Source organism: Myxococcales bacterium, from assembly GCA_023898405.1.
Lineage (GTDB): Bacteria > Myxococcota > UBA727 > UBA727 > JABDBI01.
This window is the reverse complement of sequence record CP060221.1, coordinates 563,535-580,033: the sequence shown is the minus strand read 5'-3', so window position 1 is coordinate 580,033 and position 16,499 is coordinate 563,535. Positions and strand designations below refer to the sequence as shown.

Here is a 16,499-nt window from a genome sequence, read left to right as displayed (position 1 = left end):
CGTTACCAGCTGTTCTTCCATGGCTGCCTTCCTTTGCTCGGAAAGCTAACCATATGGAATGAACGGCTTTTTCGATCAGGGTTCCTTAAGCGATATTCAGGTTAAATTAATTATTGTTATTTAATTTAACTACATCATTAACTAATTTATACTGTTCTTCAGTTTGAACTGAAAATATTCTTTGATTTTTTAATTGTTTTACTCGCTCATAAACATTTGTTTCATTATCAGAACCATATATTATACTATAAGCTGAAATGAATGTTCCAGCTCTACCCACTCCAGCGCTGCAATGAACTATTAAATTATCATTATCTTCATTAATACTTTTTACAGTTTTTATGATTTCTAAAAATTCAAGTGCATCCACTACTCCGTGATCAGGCCATTTAATATAGTGCAATATAATATGTTCTTTTTCTTTATTGTTTTTCTTCATAATTATTGTATACTTTATCAAGGAACCATTCATAAGATCTTCTTTTTTCATAAAAGAAACAGTAATATCTCCAGCTAAATAATCATCACAATCTTTAGGCCAATAACAAATGGCTTTAACTCTTCTGCTCTCCATAAAATTTGTAAGCATAATCGTAGTTTTTGAATCAGACTCCCAAATCATTTGCCATTGATCATCAATTGTACCCAAAAGAGGTGCTTGAGACTGAATAAATTTATGAGAAAAATCATCAAAATTAATAACGCTTGCATTTATATATCTATTATTATCTAACTTGTATTTAAAATTATTCATAAATGTAAGAATATCTTCATAACGATCTTTACCTTCTTGATAGGAATTTAATTTTTTTGATGACTTATTAAAGTCATCTATTTGAGAAAGATTATAAAATTCAATAGGAATCATAATGTTTTGATCAAGATTAATAAGTTTTAAATATAAATCATTATTTGTGTTTTTTATAGATGATATGCAGTATTTAATATTTTCAATATTTTTATAAATAAAATTCATAAAAGATATGTTAATATCTTTTTCATTTAAATGTTTTATTATTGAATTATAATTTTTTACTATAAAATTTACTACCTTATTGGCGCAAAAATTATTTATTGGATATTTGGATCCTAAAATTAACTCTAAAAATTTTATACCTTGCGATGAAATTTTATTTTTTTCTTGGAAATAACTTTCAAGATCAAAAGTGTTTAATTCTTCAATCATTAAGTAATCAACGGAGTTTATACCTTGATCCTCATCTATAAAATCTTCAATAAAATATATTGTTTCATCTAATGAATCTTTATATGTTTTTAAATCTTCTATAAATAAATTTAAATTTATATCTGTTTTTCTTTCTCTAAGGTTTAAAATAAAATCATTAATGCTTTCAATGTTGTAATCAATAAAATTGATAACTCCTTTTTTGAAGTTATTACACAGATTTTCATCTTTTTTATTGATTATTTCTATTATTTCAGGATACTTTGTTAGTATTGAAGTGATTATTTCATTAGAATTTTTTTCATCTTCTAAATAGTTTTTAACATCTAAAACGCTGTTTATTGTATTGTTAACATTTATCATAAAATCATTAATTTGTACTTCTGGTTTTAAAATATTATCAATAAAATTTTTAATCATTAAACATTTTTCATTATCAGATAATAACTTATTTTCTTCATCTAAATCTTTGTTAATTTTTCTTTTTTTTGTTGCCGGTTCACTGTCATTCTCTTCTTCAGAAGGTCTTTGGTGTCCATTGTTTCCTTGCTTGCTTTCAGTGTTTGTGGCAAATAAAGATGTTTGCAATAAGATGTATACTATAAAAAATTTCATATTTATTACCTTGTGTTATTAATAGTGGTTTCTTGTATCACAGTTTAGATAGATTGTCAATTATTAATGCGGACGGGAGGCGTACGTATAAATAAATAAGTTTTACTGTGGTGATTATTGTTGTATTGTTATTCGATTGTTTTATTTATTTTTTTACATTGTGTTGCCTGCTTTTTTTCTTCGAGCTCAAAAAATTGGTAATCAGTTTAGGGGGCTGAAGTCCAATGGTACGAAAACGTACGCTAAGGAATTTAGATTTTCTGCAAATTGATTTAACGGCCTGAGACCAGGCTCTTATCTTCTTTCTGTCATCCAGGCTGCATCTGATAAACAGGTTTCATACAAGTGTGACATGGTATTTCCTCTCGAAAAAATCTTATGTCATACTTTCAATTCTCAACGTTATTTTGGGTACCTATTCTCCTAAAAGACTTTTTTTACAGTCTCTTATTGCTATGTGTTTTAGTGTTTAAAATTTAGTTAATTAAGAGCTTTTTGATAGTGTGTATAGAGTGCTTTATTTTAATGGCTGCTTATGGGGGAATAATGCTAGTGTTTAGGCCAACTTTATTTTGTATCTTTACCCTTTTTCTTTGCTTAACTCAGTCTTGTAAAGACTCCAAATCTTCTGTGCAGAAAGCCCAAAAAAACGACTCGGCGGATGTTATCGATAATAAAGATATCAATGAACCAAACTCTCCTGATGATGGTGACGGCGCTAACAATGATTCTAATTCTGAACCTGGTACAGGTACAGGCTCGAGCGGAAATGGAAGTAGTTCTAAATCAAGTAGTAGAAGTACATCCAATTTTAAGGCAGCTTTTGCACAACCCAATGGGCAATGCGGTAATGGCGAGCAAGAAGTATATGAGCGTAGTACCCGCGAATGCATTTATGATCTTTATGGAACTGCGATCACTTACTACGATGTTGGAGCAACACCTCCTTTAGGTAATACTGGACTTTACTTTTTTGATAAAAATACTGGAGTAGGTTTTTATATTGCTACAATCAGTGATGGTGGTTCCGGGGTGCACGATGTAATGGCAATAGATTTTAGTCCAAATGGTGTTTTATATGGTGTAGGAATTCAATCTTCCAATAGCAAAAGCGCATTAATGACCATAGATTGTCGTACAGGGCTCGCTTCTATCGTTGGTGAAACCGGTGTCGAAATGATAGGTACAGGTGCTATTACAGATATTGACTTTGATTCTCAGGGTCGTCTTTATGCCATGTTTGATAATTATTCGGGGGCAGACACTCTGGGTATTATCAATCCTGAAACCGGCGAATTTTTTGCAGTTGGAGCAACGGGTACGTCAGAGTCAGGTAATGGTATTGCAAGTGCCCCATTTCCTAATGATACGCTCTTTCTTGCTGGCAACACCAACTTGTCGTCACTCAACAAGGGAACAGGGGCAGCGAGTATGATAAGCGCTTTAAGCTTTCCGCCTTTTCTCGATGAATATCCACAAATTGATGCAATGGATAACGATAACTTCTCCGATATAACCTATGTTGCGATAAGAAACGCATCACCGCCTCTAAATAGCAGTGCTAACAATAGCTCAGCTGCATTGGATGAAAATTATGTAGGAGTTATTGATCGTACATCTGGAGAGGTTTCATTTTTAGCACTCGGCCCTCAGCCTGCGCCATCTGGTCTCGTAGGTATTGCAGTTAATCAGCGTTATGAGGAATGTGATGTTCTCTATGCTAAAAGTATAAGTGAGAAAGCTCTAGATGAAGATCCGGATAAGTTAAATGATGTTCCGATGTTACCCTTAGGCACGAGCTGTACAGAGGGATGTTTATTTGTGGAGTCTGATTGCGCTGACGGCATTGACAACGATGGCGATGGGGCCATCGACTGTGAAGACTCAGACTGTGAAAACCAAAGCTGTGACGATGGTGCGGCGTGTACACTCAACGATACATGCAGCTCATCTGTTTGTCTCGGTCAGCAAAACCCATGTATTGATGAGAATCCATGTACCATAGATGGAATTTGTCTCGAGCCAAGTGGGCTGTGTGACTATAGTCAACTTGAAGAGAAACCAAACTTTGGTGATTGTGAAGTAGATGAAAATCTCTGTACGCTTGGTAAATGTGTTGATGATGAAGGAATATACTGTTTTGAGCAAAACAGTGCCTTGATTCCGGTAAATGAGGGAGGATGTAAAGATTCCAACCCTTGTACCGCTGATTCTTGTATAGAAAATTCTAGCAGCTATGTTCCTACTGATGAGTTTACGGTTATGACTCATCCTTATCAGAATAAAGAAGCTATTTGCATATATGAATCATTGGCCGGATCGGTGTGTCAGCCTGAAAATGACATATGCTCGATCGGAGTTTGCACGATGACTGGTTTGGGAACTCCTATGTCACCTTATGATGTTCAATGCAGTAATACTCAGCCATTTTTCCCTTGTGGGCAGATTAATGAAAGTGGTGTTGAGGTCTGTACCGAAAATTGTGTAAGTACAGAAGAAAATTTCTAAAGACATAAAAGATAAAAAAAAATTAGCCGCGCATAATGTGCGGCTTTTTTCTGCTTACAAATGCGATTTTTGAGCCAATATTCTCAAGTTGATAAGCTTGCTGATTCCAGAGGGCATATCGAGAAAAAATTTAATGAGCCTTAATATATCGATTCTGCTTTCCCTATTGGTAAATATTTGATGCGCTAATTCTAATAGTTGATAGACGCCTTTCATGTTGCCAAATTGTAAAATATCAGCCTTCAGTTGCTCTAAAATATTGAGTGGATTTTGTTCGTTGATTTTAATGCAAAGCCCATGTTTCAAAATTATTTCTTCGAGAAAATGTGTTGAGCACAGATGGCCAGCAAACTCTGGGCGTGCTAAGTAGCTGCGCAACTCATCTTGAGAACTGTCACCTAGGCAAAGTTCATTGAGTAGTAAAAAGCCGCCAGGTTTTAGAACGCGTATCATTTCGGCTATAGCAGCCTCTTTTTCCTCTAGGAATAACAACACTGATTCGCACACCACGGCATTAAAATATCCATCGGAAAAAGATAAATGTTTGATATCTCCTTGTTCAAATTGCATCTGCTTGAAATAGGGTTCATTTTTATAAAGCTGTGATGCATGATGGAGCGCGTCAGTTGAAATATCAACTCCATTGACATAACAGCCATATTTTTTGGCAATATGAGCGCTTGTATGACCCGCTCCACAACCCAAATCTAAAATACGCCATTTTTTATTGATATCCGTTTTATTGAGTAATGATTCACTCGCTTTAAGACCGCCAGGATGTCTGGTGTTGGCGATCTTTCCGATCAAACGAACATAAGGGCTGAGTGCTTCATTCATAACGACTCCCATGATGATCTTGCATAGAAACAACCTTGTAAATTGTATCATCAGAAGGAGTAACCAGTGCATGCGCAAGTGCTTTTGCTGCAGAAACAGAAGTGAAATAGGGTATGTTTTTTTTCAACGCAGCCTTTCTAAAAAGATGGCTATCGTGAACACTGGTGGAGCCCAAAATAGTATTGAACATAAGATCAATTTCATTGCTTTCAAGCAAATCTAAGACATGAGGACTGCCTTCACGCACTTTGTTTATCCTTCGTGATTCAATATCATGAGCTTTTAAAAACCAATGAGTTCCAGCAGTAGCGACAAATGAAAATCCGGCGGTGTACATCTGTTTAAAAGCAGGCAAAAGAGCTTCCTTATCTCGATCTGCCACCGATACAAAGAGAACTCCCTTGGAGGGGAGTCTGGTACCTGCAGAAAGCAATCCTTTGATAAAAGCCCAGGAAAAACATTGGGCCATGGACATGACTTCACCTGTGGAACGCATTTCTGGGCCTAATAGGGGGTCAGCTGCTGGGAATTTTGAAAAGGGCATTACAGGTGCTTTGATAGCAGTTATACCCGAAGGCATAAAATTTCGGAAATCCTGATTTTTAAGGTGTGTTGGCATGCTTTCGCCGCACATAATTCTCGTTGCTAAGGCTGCGAGAGGAATATTGGTGGCCTTGCTGATGAAAGGAACCGTACGTGAGGCACGGGGGTTAGCCTCTATAATGAAGCAAGCGTTGTTTTTAATAGCAAATTGAATATTAATAAGGCCTTTTATCTGTAACTCTCTACATAAACGGCGCGTAATGGTGCTGATTTCATCAACCAGATTGGGTCCTAGATCGTAAGGGGGAAGTACCGCTGCCGAATCACCTGAATGTATACCAGCCTCTTCAATGTGCTGTAAAATTCCAGCGATATAGACTGAATCACCATCACTTAAGGCATCAACGTCAAGCTCGATTGCACCGTCTAAAAATCGGTCGATAAGCACAGGTCTATTGGGAGCTGCCTTAAAAGCTTTTTCAATATAAGTGCTAAGCTCTTCTTCGCTATAAACTCTCTCCATGGCGCGCCCACCCAAGACATAACTCGGGCGCACCATCAATGGATAGCCAAGATTGTTTCCGCCTATCAGAGCCTTTTCTAAGTCCATAGCTGTGACAGATGCAGGCTGATTAAAGCCCAGGTCGCTAAAAAGTTGGCTTGAACGTTCACGATCTTCAGCTCGATCGATATTGTTAGGTGAAGTTCCTAAGATGGGAAAGCCAGCATCGCTTAACGAACGTGCCAAAGAAAGAGGAGTTTGACCACCAAGCTGTACAATAACCCCCAATGGCTTTTCAATATTTAAAACATTAGCGATGTGTTCAAAAGTAATAGGTTCAAAATATAAGCGATCGGCGATGTCAAAATCGGTGCTCAAAGTTTCTGGGTTGGAATTGATCATGATAGCTTCGATGCCAAGTTTCTTTAATGCAAGGATGCTTTCGGTAGAACAACAATCAAACTCAATACCTTGGCCAATGCGTATAGGTCCAGAGCCAATGACGACGACTTTTCGAAGATTAGTGACATTGGCTTCGCACGCAGATTTTTTAACGAGTTTTCCATTACTTAAAGAGAAATAATCATCTTCGTAGGTCGAGTAGAGATAGGGAGTGTGAGCCTGAAATTCACCTGCACAGGTATCAACTCGTTTGTAGATAGGAGCAACTCCCAGCTTAAGTCGAGCTCTACGAACATCATGCTCATTTTCTCCTAGCAGTTGAGCTATTCGTGCATCAAGAAAGCCTGTACTTTTCAGTTCGTAAAAATCTTTAGCGCTCAGCACACTGAGCGAGGCATTTATGAGCTTTTGTTCTTGCAGAACTATTTCATAGATTTGCTGCAAAAACCATGGATCAATACCGCTCGCTTGAGCAACCTCATCGACTTGATAGCCATTATGAAAAGCTGCTGCGACTCGCCATAAACGTCGAGGGGTCGCTGTTCCGACAAATTTTTTAAAGCAGTTGGTATCGATAACTTCATTTTTAATAGTGGAGAGATCAAAGCCGTTGAAACTTTCTTCTAAAGAAGCCATCGCTTTGTGCAAACTTTCTTTAAAAGTACGCCCAATAGCCATAACTTCTCCCACCGAACGCATTTGGGTAGTAAGATGGGGCTCCTGCGCTTGAAATTTTTCAAAAGCAAATTTGGGAATTTTTGTGACAACGTAATCCAGTGCTGGCTCAAATGCAGCTGTTGTTTTTTGCGTGATGTCATTAATAATTTCATCAAGGTGAAACCCGACTGCAAGTTTAGCTGCAACCTTGGCTATGGGATAGCCTGTCGCTTTAGAGGCAAGTGCTGAACTGCGCGATACCCGAGGGTTCATTTCAATAACAGCAAAACGGCCATTTTTTGGGTTGACCGCGAATTGCACGTTGCTACCACCGGTTTTTACACCGATAGCTCGTAAAACTTTCAGGCTCGCATTTCTTAAAATTTGGTATTCAGGATCGCTCAAAGTTTGAGCGGGAGCCACAGTGATAGAGTCTCCCGTATGCACTCCCATAGGGTCGAAATTTTCTATAGAACAAACGATCACTGCGTTGTCTGCTTCATCGCGAATGACTTCAAACTCATACTCTTTAAATCCGATCACACTTTCTTCAATCAAGACTTGATGGTTAGGGCTGAGCTCTAGACCATTTTTAACCAGATCACTAAATTGATTTTCGGTATAGGCGATACCGCCGCCTGTACCTCCCAAGGTAAAGCTTGGGCGAATTATGATTGGCAGGCCAAACTCAGCCAAAAAGTGTTTGGCTTCCTGCTCACTGTGACAGACAGTGGAACGCAGTGTTGGTAGTCCAGCATCAGCCATGACTTTTTTAAAAAGATCTCGGTTCTCAGCCTTTTCAATGGCATTGATATCTGCCCCGATCAGTTCAATATTAAGACGCTTTAATACACCGGCATTATGCAGTTCTACAGCAAGATTTAAAGCTGTTTGTCCGCCTACTGTTGGAAGAAGAGCGCAGGGACGTTCCTTCTCTAAAATTTTTGTTACATACTCTAAGGTGAGAGGTTCAATGTAGGTTCGATCAGCTATGTTGCTGTTGGTCATTATTGATGCAGGGTTAGAATTGATCAGAATTACGCGAAAGCCTTCTTCTTTCAAAGCCTTTATGGCCTGAGTGCCAGAATAATCAAATTCAGCTGCTTGTCCGATTACAACTGGTCCTGAGCCAATAATACAGATGTTGTGAATATCAGTTCGTCTGGGCATTTTTCGTGCTCCCTTATAAAACAAGGCTCCTATTGACCTAAAATTAAAAGCCTAATTTTAATATGGGGAAGTTGTTTTTTTATGTCCCTGGTTGACTGCTATTCATTTACTTGTCACTAAGCACTCTAGTTACAAAATGGAGCGGTGGCCGAGTGGCTGAAGGCGCACGCCTGCTAAGCGTGTATAGGAGCAATCCTATCCCGGGTTCGAATCCCGGTCGCTCCGCCAAGTTTTAGGCAAAAAAAGAGCTTTTTTTAAAGCTCTTTTTTTTTGGGCGAGACTGATCGCTTAAGTACTAGGCATAGGTTGGCACTTTTGCATCAATTTTTCGTGCCCACGCATCAATACCACCGGTGAGATTGTAGAGATTTTTAAATCCCAAATTACGCCATTTTTCTGCTTGAGCGCGACTGCGTCCGCCATGGTGACAATGAAAAACGATCATGGAATTTTTATCGAGAGTTTTTATTTCTTCTTCGCTTATGTTTTCTAAAGGCCGGGCAAAAGTAATATGCGCGAGATCTCGCTCAGCTTGAGGGCGCACGTCTATGAGATGAAACGTTTTATTTTCCAGCTGTACTTGCTTAAGTTCTTCGACACTCATTTCTTTTACATGAGGAGGCTCATTTGGATTTTCGAATGAAAATCCTGAATCAAGTTTTTCGGTGATGAAATCTATTTTAAGTTTATCGGCTCTGGTGGCGCTGTAGGGATCTATGATCAGGGTCACACCATTTACTTCAATTTTGAAATCATTGCTGTTGGATTGATCAAAGCTTAGGCCATGGGCAAAATCTGTTGAAATACTTATTCTGATCGCCTCATCATCGTTTTTTTCTTGCTGAGCATTAATAAAAGCCTGGATAGCAGCGGGACTGACTTCAATATGGGGAACTGTTTGGGCTTTTTTTAAACCTAAAATTTCAGGGAGCTCGCCTTTATCAAGCAAATCCAAAACGATATCGCAGCCGCCGATGAATTCACCGTTCACATAAAGTTGAGGAATGGTGGGCCAGTCCGAATATTCTTTGATAGCTTCACGAATTGTAGAATCGCTCAGCACATCGAAGCTTGCAAAATCACTTACGAGATGACTTAAGACCTCGACAACCTGTTTGGAAAACCCACACTGTGGACGTTCTTTACTTCCCTTCATAAAAAGCATGATGGAATTATTTTTTATGAGGGCATCGATAGTAGTTTTTACTTCACTGTTCATGGCTGCACCAATAATTTTTATTACAACACGGCTCGATAATAAGAACTTATTGCTCTAGGGCAATGCCGCACTAGTTAAATTGGAAGGAATCGCACGTCTCGAGCAATGATAATTCAGTTTCTGTTGAAACAGGCTGAGCTTAAAAATGTTTTAGAAAAATGCCTTAATACCCAAGTAACCCATAGGCATCTCTAGATAAGAAAACCCGTAAGCATTATTGAACAGGGCATTTATGGGAATACCAACATCCAATGCAATGGACTTGGCTAGACCGATCAAAATGCCGTTTTCAAGCCCGAAGCTTATTTTAAAAGTTTGTTCGTCTTGATCAAATATCCTTGCCCCCAAATTGCCTCCAATATAGTAGTATATGTTGTTATGAATAAGAAAGTATCTGCGGATATATGTATGCAGTCCCCACTCCACACGATTGGCTACAGGAATATTCTTAAGAATGGTCCAGTTTATTAATGGTCTAATGCCCAATTCCCATTTGTTATGGAAAATTGTGCTGAATGCAGGTTTAAGGCTCAGCTCAAGATTAGCTATCGCGTCGAAATTAGTTCGAAAGATAAAAGAAGCATCTCCTCCTAATGACCATCTTGCATTTTCTAAACTAAAGTCCTCAGTCCAAGTTTGAAAAGAAAAAGCTAATAAAAATATCAATAAAGTCATTATGTTGCGTGTTTTCATGTTTTTCCTATCGTAGTACAATGTTTAAATTGTAAGGATTGCACCGATTCCTATTTTCGTAATTATTTTGCTCCAAACAGCCTAAAAGTGTCTTGAGGTATCTTTCAAGTCTTGGGCCAGAAATACTGAGAAAATGGGCAATTAAGGAGTTTTTATCCCAGCTGACCCATTGAGCGTCTGGCCAAGGATAGGCGCCATTGAGTAATTTCATAGACAATACTTGGATGCCTGAAATAGTTTTTGTGCATTTATGCTTTTCTACTTTTTTAACAAATTCATGAATTTCTAGAGGCTTATTATGAAGTTCATCAATTTGTTTTTGATCAATGTAGCCATAGACCAAATCACTCATTGCCAATTGTTCTGGATATTTAGTCATTTTATATATTTCAAATGAAGAATCAACGGCGTTTATAAAAGCTCGCCCCTTATCTGAATTTTTCGTTATAAAGACGCCAGCATTGACGCAAGAACTCATGTCCTGGCCTATAAAAAAATAAGTGTCTTTTGGGGCTTGGTTAATTATTTTTTCTAACGTTAAGGAAAGGTTAGTAAATATCGCATCGGTGTCTAGCCACATCACATAGTCATAAAGAGGCTTTCCATCCTTTTTCATCTCCAGTAATTCTTTGCTGGCTTGTATTTTTTGCCAGTAAAGACCAAGTTTAAAGGTTCGATTTTTTCCATCAGGCCAAAAATATTTATCGCTGATCGTGCCATTGCGAAAATAATAATCGTAACCATGCATACGAGCATATTTAATATGATTCTTGGTGACGAGATCTATAAATCCTAAATTATCTTTGTCGGTTGTATAATGAGAAACAATAGCAATTTTAGGTTTGTGAGATGATTGTTTATGATTAAGATCAATAATTTTTCTAGCGTTGTCTTCAGGGATGGCTTCGTAGTTCCTTGTTGTCATGTTGCTGTCCTTTGAGCAGCTGCAAAGGCATGGCATTATTATTGAAAAAATATATATATAAAAAAAATACTTCATGTTTACCTGTTTTATTTTAATAATATTTTTTATGTTAAAAGTTTCCTGTATCATGTTTAAATATATTGAAAAGATAGCATGTATTGTTTTAACCCAGTAATAGCCTAGATGTGTTTGCGATACTAGTTAAATTGGGAGGATCCCCAGTTCATATCAAAGGATAGGCCACGTTTTACTTCTACGTGAAAGGCAAAATGAAAAGTAAAGTATTGATTTTGTTCAAATAAATCTCTGGGTGGATAGGAGAAGGGGGCGGCGGCTTTAAAGCTGCGCTCAGCTTCTTCATCCAAATAAGCTACACCGCTGCTTTCGGCAATTTTTAAACTTTTAAGTTGTCCGTTGGTATCAATGCTTACCAGCATGACGGTGGTACGATCTTTTTGACCGAGCAAAAGTCCTTTTGGATCATGGCGTGAGATTTGTGTGTTGGGTGCCCACACTCTGCCCACAGAATTTTTTACGCGATTAAAAAAAGGTGCGTGTCGCCATTGCCAGGTGTTAAGCTCGCTGTGATCACCTTCCTTAACTCCTTTTATGTGTTTACTAAAACTTTTTTTTTCGCTCGCCAAAGGAAGTGTTGGAAGATTGTGTCGCAACCCCAGAGGATCATTGTTGTTTTTGCCTTTATTTTTCTTTGCCTGAGCTAAAAATCTTTTAGTAGATGATGAAGAGTCATATGATTGATTATGTGCTGTTTTTTCTTGTGCTTCAATGTTGTTTGGCAGGATTGCTGTAGTGTTTGCTAAAGGAGGTGATTTTTGGTGCGAGGTTTGAGTCTCTTTGCTAGCGCTATGATTTTTTTCGGCTAAGTAGTTTGGATTTTTTGGTCTTTTTTCATTTGCGTTATAAAAATCTTCTACCAGTTTTTTATTTTTTAGATCGGGCTTACCCTTCTCTTTCTCTTTCCAAACAATCTGAGCTTTTAGCGGATTGTGCGCTGGAGAAGATTCAAAAGAAATCATAAGCAAAAAGAAAAAGGCTAAGTGGATTGTCAGTGATAGCAAAATAACAACGACAAAAAATTTCTTTCCATGGCTTTTTTGAGGTGAAGATGTTGTGTCTAAGCTTTTAGAACTGCTTTTATTAAAGTGATGCTTCACGCACACATCCTTAAATTGTTTTTTATTCTGCCAGCAAGATTTATCACAACTAACTATTGCGTAAATGCTTTTTTGAATTCTTGGTTAAATTTAATGCAAAATTAGTGACGTGTATAGATAATATATATTGTTGAATTTAAATCATGTTAAATAGTGAGGTGATACAATGTCTGAATCGTTGTTTAAATATGCGAGAATTATTTATGGAATTCCATTAGCTATTACTGGGTTGATCTATATTATTAATCCTCAGGGAACGGTAGAAAGTTTAACGAGCTTTATTCCAGGTGGATTAAATTTAATATACTTTTTTGGGACAGTATGGTTGGTGTTGGGCTCGATGATAGCATTGGGCTTTTACACGCGCTATGCTGCCTGGGGCATTATATTTCTCATCAGCGCTTATATTATGATGATCTATGTACCGGCACTTACGGAAGGCGAACACCAATCTATAGTGCTCTTTGAATTTTTGCGTGACCTCAGTCTCATGAGTGGTGCTTTTTATATACTTGGGATTCATGCGCAATGGCGAAAAGAAGCGCGCACTAAGTTGCTCACTTATAAAATTATAGAAGGGTAGAAGAAAGCATAAAAATTATAGCCTTTGGTGGGCAAGCAGTGCCCCCACTGCTTGTTAAAAATATTTTTTAAAATTTTAAAGCCAAAGTTTTCATCACTTTAATATTTAGTAAAAAGATAAGGAATTAAGTGATGAAATCAATTTTAAGATCTATGGGACTGGTGTTAGCTGCTTCAAGCACATTGTTGGCAGCGGATGCAGAATATTTCAACGCAGTTATACAAAGCTCTTATCTGAAAGAGTTGCTAGCACGTGGCTATGCCAAGGATATCCTCTCGATAAAGCATGATCAGTTTCACGTGTATCGCTGTTTGGGCTGCTATGATTTTGATGTGACTATCGTGAATGCAGCTGGCGAAGAAGAAACAATGACCTTTCAGACTGAATGGCGGGAAGGCGATAAAATAGATGTGCGCAGAATAAGTAATCATTAGCTTGCTATTCATATGATTAATCTATCAAGTAAAAATATCTCATGGTCAAAAAAACTATTCATAACAGTGTTTAAGACCATGAGATGAAATATATATACCAAGTCTAGAAATTAACTGACCCTTTAATTTCTTCCTAGTCATCGCTTTGCTGTGAGCGTTCAGAAATTAAAGGGTCAGTTAATTTCTGGAATTTGCTATTAGTCTTTGTTCCAAGCTACAACAGGAATCACTAAGTCGTAGCCTTTGTTTGGTAGAGGCTTAAGCAGTAGGCGATCGCCTTCAACGATAGTTGGTATCGAGAGGAAAAGTTGACCGTATTCATCGGTGTAGCCCACCATTCGAGGGCCTTTAAATATAGAATCATGCCATTTTTCTACAAAGATTTCAACTTCTGTTTTTGGTGGAAGCCATCCCGTATTGATTAGCACATTGGGGTAGACTCCATGATTGTTGGATATACTCCAATATCTGGCATCAGTGGTATTAAATGACTGTTGTTTTTGAGTTGCCGAGAAGCATTGCGAGCGTGCAATCATCAAGGCAGATTGAGCAAGATCGGCTTCGGGCAAAAATATATTTTTGCTGACCATTTGGCGTTCAAGCTCATCCAAAGAAAGTAAGCAGCTTGTCACATCTTTTTTTGATCGTAATTTTTTTTCTAAATCAGAATAATCCAAAACGCTGATATCAAATTTTAGATATGCGCTTTCTCCGTCAATTTCGGCCTCATTAAGTTTAAAAGATTTTCTTAGACCAATAAAAAGATCGGTCTTTTGATCACCGGTGATTTTCATATGTAGAGCATCTCTGAAATCTCCTTGACGTATGCCTAAGAGTTCAACGATGACCGCGTATTGGGTGATACCATCCTTAGCAATGGTAAATATAGCCCAGCTGTCTTTATCATTGAGAATTTTGTCTCCGTTTGATGTCTGATAGATAGAGAGAATGCTGCCTTTGTGAATAAGAAAGTTGTGAAAAAGAAAACCACTGCCCTGATCTAACTTATAATCTGATTCTTGTTGATTTTGGAAATGAGCGATGGTTGTCAATGAACAAGCATCATCAAAAGCTGGATTGTCTATGGGAGAAATACCGTTGCTATGTCTGACATTGATAATATCTGTTTGCAAAGAATGATTTTCTTTCCTTGATTCGTGAATGGTGCCAATGAAGTCTTTGCTGTCTAAGTTATAGTGATTATCTATAAAAACATTTCGCCCATTGACCTCTAAGTTTGTATAAAATTGATGCCCGCAGATTTCGTTAGGCATTCCGTTCCGATCGATGACGATGGGATCGCTATCCTTGTTTTTATTGTATTGGTAATCATCAAGAAGAAATGAATAATCAAAAAGCTCGTCTCCTTTAGTAAATTCATAGGCTTGGTATCCCATTTCATCAGTAAAGGCATGAGGAAAGCGAGTAGGTTGCAGCAAGGAGGGATTTTTTTGGAAAAGTTGTTCTATAGTAGATCGATCGAGATGAAACTTTGCCGAAGCTTTTATGCTTTGCAGTGCTTCTCTCATAATTTTGTGTTCACGGATTTTTTTCAAATTATTAAACCACGTATCATCATTGGATCCGAATTTATATTGATCAACCAGGCTAGGAGAGAATGATTGACCCATGAGATTGGCGGCTTCTTTATAGTACTGCCAAAGAGCATCGGCGGTCGCATCAATGGTGATAAATTTTTCTTGACTATGTGCTGGCAGAAAAATTTCATATTGAGCTTGTTCATGTTTTTGATCATCAAAATAAATTTCGTTGATGGCTTTTATCACAAAAGGAGATGCTAGATATTCACTGTCAATGTTGATATGAGCAATACCGTTTTTATCGCTACGTCCGTAAAATTTTCGCCCATTGATTTGCCCATAATCATCAATTGGATATGCTTCAATCGTCCAAAACTCGGCGATTTTTTCATTTAAATCTTCTAATATGCTTGGGTTAATTTTAATTTCTAAGCGCTTGTTGAGCTCAAAAATCTCATCGGCTGCTGTATGAAAGCTCAGCATGGATAAAAGAAAAATTGTAAATTTAAGTGTTTTTTGAAACATTCCTTCCCCCAAAGGTATGTGGTTTTTTTGGCAAAGCATTTGAGATTAAAAGCTAATAACAACAAATGCTGTCGTGCCTGTGGGTAAAGATGGCAGAATTTTTATTTGCGATCTATATTTTTTTTATAAATTCTTAAACTTTATGTTAATAAAAAATAAAATTTGGGGGCATGATGGATATTTTTAGTTTTGATAACTACAAAAATTTTGTGCGTTATTTGCTGTGTGAAAAAAATCAGACCTGGGGGAATCAAAATAAAATAGCCCAGATAATGCGATGTCAATCATCCTATGTTTCACAGGTTTTAAAAGGGAGTCCTCACCTTAGCACTGATAATATTTCTCGCTTGTGTGATCATATTCTATGCAGCGACGATGAAAAAGAATATTTAATTAATTTATTGTTGATAGAAAAAAGTGCATGTAAAAATCTGATCAGATTTCTTAAAAAGAAAAATCAAAAACTGATCGAAAAAAATTGTCCTATAAAAGAAAAATTAAAAATAGAAACCAAAGAAAATAAATTATTTAATAGCGAAGTGTATTATTCAAAATTTATTTTCTCAGCTATTCATATTTTGTTGACCATCGAAAAATATCAAAGCATGGATGCTCTTTGTAAAAAACTCTCTCTCGATCCAATGATGATAAAGCAATGCATTGATGAACTTTGTAAGATGGGAATCTTAGAGTCGAGCGAACATTTTTTTAAGGTTTCTAACTCAATACTCTACGGGCGAAGTCAAAATGATTTTCTACGCCATCATAGCAACTGGTCTTGCCATCTTCAGCATCTGCTGCAAATGAAAGGATATGTTGGTCTGCATTATATCGACGTGGTTTCTATCAGTGAAAAAGATTACCTTTTTATAAAAAGTGAAATACAAAAGTTTATTGAGTCTTTTAGAAAAATAATTGCTCCATCTAAAGAGGAAGAAGCTTACAATTTGCAAATAGATTTTTTTCCTATTTAAGAAAATATTA

12 protein-coding genes and 1 tRNA gene are annotated in these 16,499 nt (G+C 37.2%); 5 read left to right on the top strand and 8 right to left on the bottom strand.

Annotation, left to right across the window (positions count from 1 at the left end):
- Positions 1–106 precede the first annotated feature (106 nt).
- Positions 107–1,801, bottom strand: a complete 1,695-nt coding sequence (locus H6731_02710; protein ID USN51335.1) for a dual specificity protein phosphatase family protein — start codon at positions 1,799–1,801, stop codon at positions 107–109.
- A 546-nt stretch (positions 1,802–2,347) separates the two neighbouring features.
- On the opposite strand from H6731_02710, the gene H6731_02705 reads away from it, so the two are divergent.
- Entirely contained in the window at positions 2,348–4,309 is a 1,962-nt protein-coding gene (locus tag H6731_02705; protein ID USN51334.1) for a hypothetical protein, read from the top strand.
- A 54-nt stretch (positions 4,310–4,363) separates the two neighbouring features.
- Here the strand turns inward: H6731_02705 and H6731_02700 are convergent, their stop codons facing one another.
- On the bottom strand, positions 4,364–5,146 hold the full coding sequence (locus tag H6731_02700; protein ID USN51333.1) for a class I SAM-dependent methyltransferase: 783 nt from the start codon (positions 5,144–5,146) through the stop codon (positions 4,364–4,366).
- Complete coding sequence (gene carB / locus H6731_02695; GenBank protein ID USN51332.1) at positions 5,139–8,420, bottom strand: carbamoyl-phosphate synthase large subunit; 3,282 nt, start codon at positions 8,418–8,420, stop codon at positions 5,139–5,141. The genes H6731_02700 and carB overlap by 8 nt, the downstream gene beginning before the upstream one ends.
- A gap of 138 nt (positions 8,421–8,558) precedes the next feature.
- On the opposite strand from carB, the gene H6731_02690 reads away from it, so the two are divergent.
- Positions 8,559–8,648 (top strand) — tRNA-Ser (locus tag H6731_02690).
- A 67-nt stretch (positions 8,649–8,715) separates the two neighbouring features.
- Here H6731_02690 and grxD read toward each other — a convergent pair.
- The 4 genes from grxD to H6731_02670 all read right to left on the bottom strand — a co-directional run bounded on the left by grxD (position 8,716) and on the right by H6731_02670 (position 12,432).
- The gene (gene grxD / locus H6731_02685; GenBank protein USN51331.1) at positions 8,716–9,639 is read right to left on the bottom strand and encodes a Grx4 family monothiol glutaredoxin; all 924 of its coding nucleotides are present in this window, start codon (positions 9,637–9,639) and stop codon (positions 8,716–8,718) included.
- Between the two features lie 150 nt (positions 9,640–9,789).
- Positions 9,790–10,332 (bottom strand): hypothetical protein, encoded by a 543-nt coding sequence (locus H6731_02680; GenBank protein USN51330.1) that lies wholly within the window; start codon positions 10,330–10,332, stop codon positions 9,790–9,792.
- A gap of 7 nt (positions 10,333–10,339) precedes the next feature.
- On the bottom strand, positions 10,340–11,257 hold the full coding sequence (locus H6731_02675; protein ID USN51329.1) for a hypothetical protein: 918 nt from the start codon (positions 11,255–11,257) through the stop codon (positions 10,340–10,342).
- A 197-nt stretch (positions 11,258–11,454) separates the two neighbouring features.
- The gene (locus H6731_02670; protein ID USN51328.1) at positions 11,455–12,432 is read right to left on the bottom strand and encodes an energy transducer TonB; all 978 of its coding nucleotides are present in this window, start codon (positions 12,430–12,432) and stop codon (positions 11,455–11,457) included.
- Between the two features lie 166 nt (positions 12,433–12,598).
- Between H6731_02670 and H6731_02665 the strand changes: the two genes are divergently transcribed.
- On the top strand, positions 12,599–13,015 hold the full coding sequence (locus tag H6731_02665) for a DoxX family membrane protein (protein ID USN51327.1): 417 nt from the start codon (positions 12,599–12,601) through the stop codon (positions 13,013–13,015).
- A 131-nt stretch (positions 13,016–13,146) separates the two neighbouring features.
- Positions 13,147–13,449 carry a hypothetical protein gene (locus tag H6731_02660; protein ID USN51326.1) on the top strand — a complete coding sequence of 101 codons (303 nt, stop codon included), beginning with the start codon at positions 13,147–13,149 and terminating at the stop codon, positions 13,447–13,449.
- A 197-nt stretch (positions 13,450–13,646) separates the two neighbouring features.
- Here H6731_02660 and H6731_02655 read toward each other — a convergent pair whose 3' ends face one another.
- Positions 13,647–15,515, bottom strand: a complete 1,869-nt coding sequence (locus H6731_02655) for a hypothetical protein (GenBank protein USN51325.1) — start codon at positions 15,513–15,515, stop codon at positions 13,647–13,649.
- 170 nt (positions 15,516–15,685) lie between these two features.
- Here H6731_02655 and H6731_02650 point away from each other — a divergent pair, with 170 nt between their 5' ends.
- The gene (locus H6731_02650) at positions 15,686–16,489 is read left to right on the top strand and encodes a DUF4423 domain-containing protein (protein USN51324.1); all 804 of its coding nucleotides are present in this window, start codon (positions 15,686–15,688) and stop codon (positions 16,487–16,489) included.
- Positions 16,490–16,499: the final 10 nt, after the last annotated feature.

Bases quoted from the DNA above. Each gene is read 5' to 3' on its own strand.
- H6731_02710 (USN51335.1), bottom strand. From the start codon at position 1,801: ATGAAATTTTTTATAGTATACATCTTATTGCAAACATCTTTATTTGCC.
- H6731_02705 (USN51334.1), top strand. From the start codon at position 2,348: ATGCTAGTGTTTAGGCCAACTTTATTTTGTATCTTTACCCTTTTTCTT.
- H6731_02700 (USN51333.1), bottom strand. From the start codon at position 5,146: ATGAATGAAGCACTCAGCCCTTATGTTCGTTTGATCGGAAAGATCGCC.
- carB (USN51332.1), bottom strand. From the start codon at position 8,420: ATGCCCAGACGAACTGATATTCACAACATCTGTATTATTGGCTCAGGA.
- grxD (USN51331.1), bottom strand. From the start codon at position 9,639: ATGAACAGTGAAGTAAAAACTACTATCGATGCCCTCATAAAAAATAAT.
- H6731_02680 (USN51330.1), bottom strand. From the start codon at position 10,332: ATGAAAACACGCAACATAATGACTTTATTGATATTTTTATTAGCTTTT.
- H6731_02675 (USN51329.1), bottom strand. From the start codon at position 11,257: ATGACAACAAGGAACTACGAAGCCATCCCTGAAGACAACGCTAGAAAA.
- H6731_02665 (USN51327.1), top strand. From the start codon at position 12,599: ATGTCTGAATCGTTGTTTAAATATGCGAGAATTATTTATGGAATTCCA.
- H6731_02660 (USN51326.1), top strand. From the start codon at position 13,147: ATGAAATCAATTTTAAGATCTATGGGACTGGTGTTAGCTGCTTCAAGC.
- H6731_02655 (USN51325.1), bottom strand. From the start codon at position 15,515: ATGTTTCAAAAAACACTTAAATTTACAATTTTTCTTTTATCCATGCTG.
- H6731_02650 (USN51324.1), top strand. From the start codon at position 15,686: ATGATGGATATTTTTAGTTTTGATAACTACAAAAATTTTGTGCGTTAT.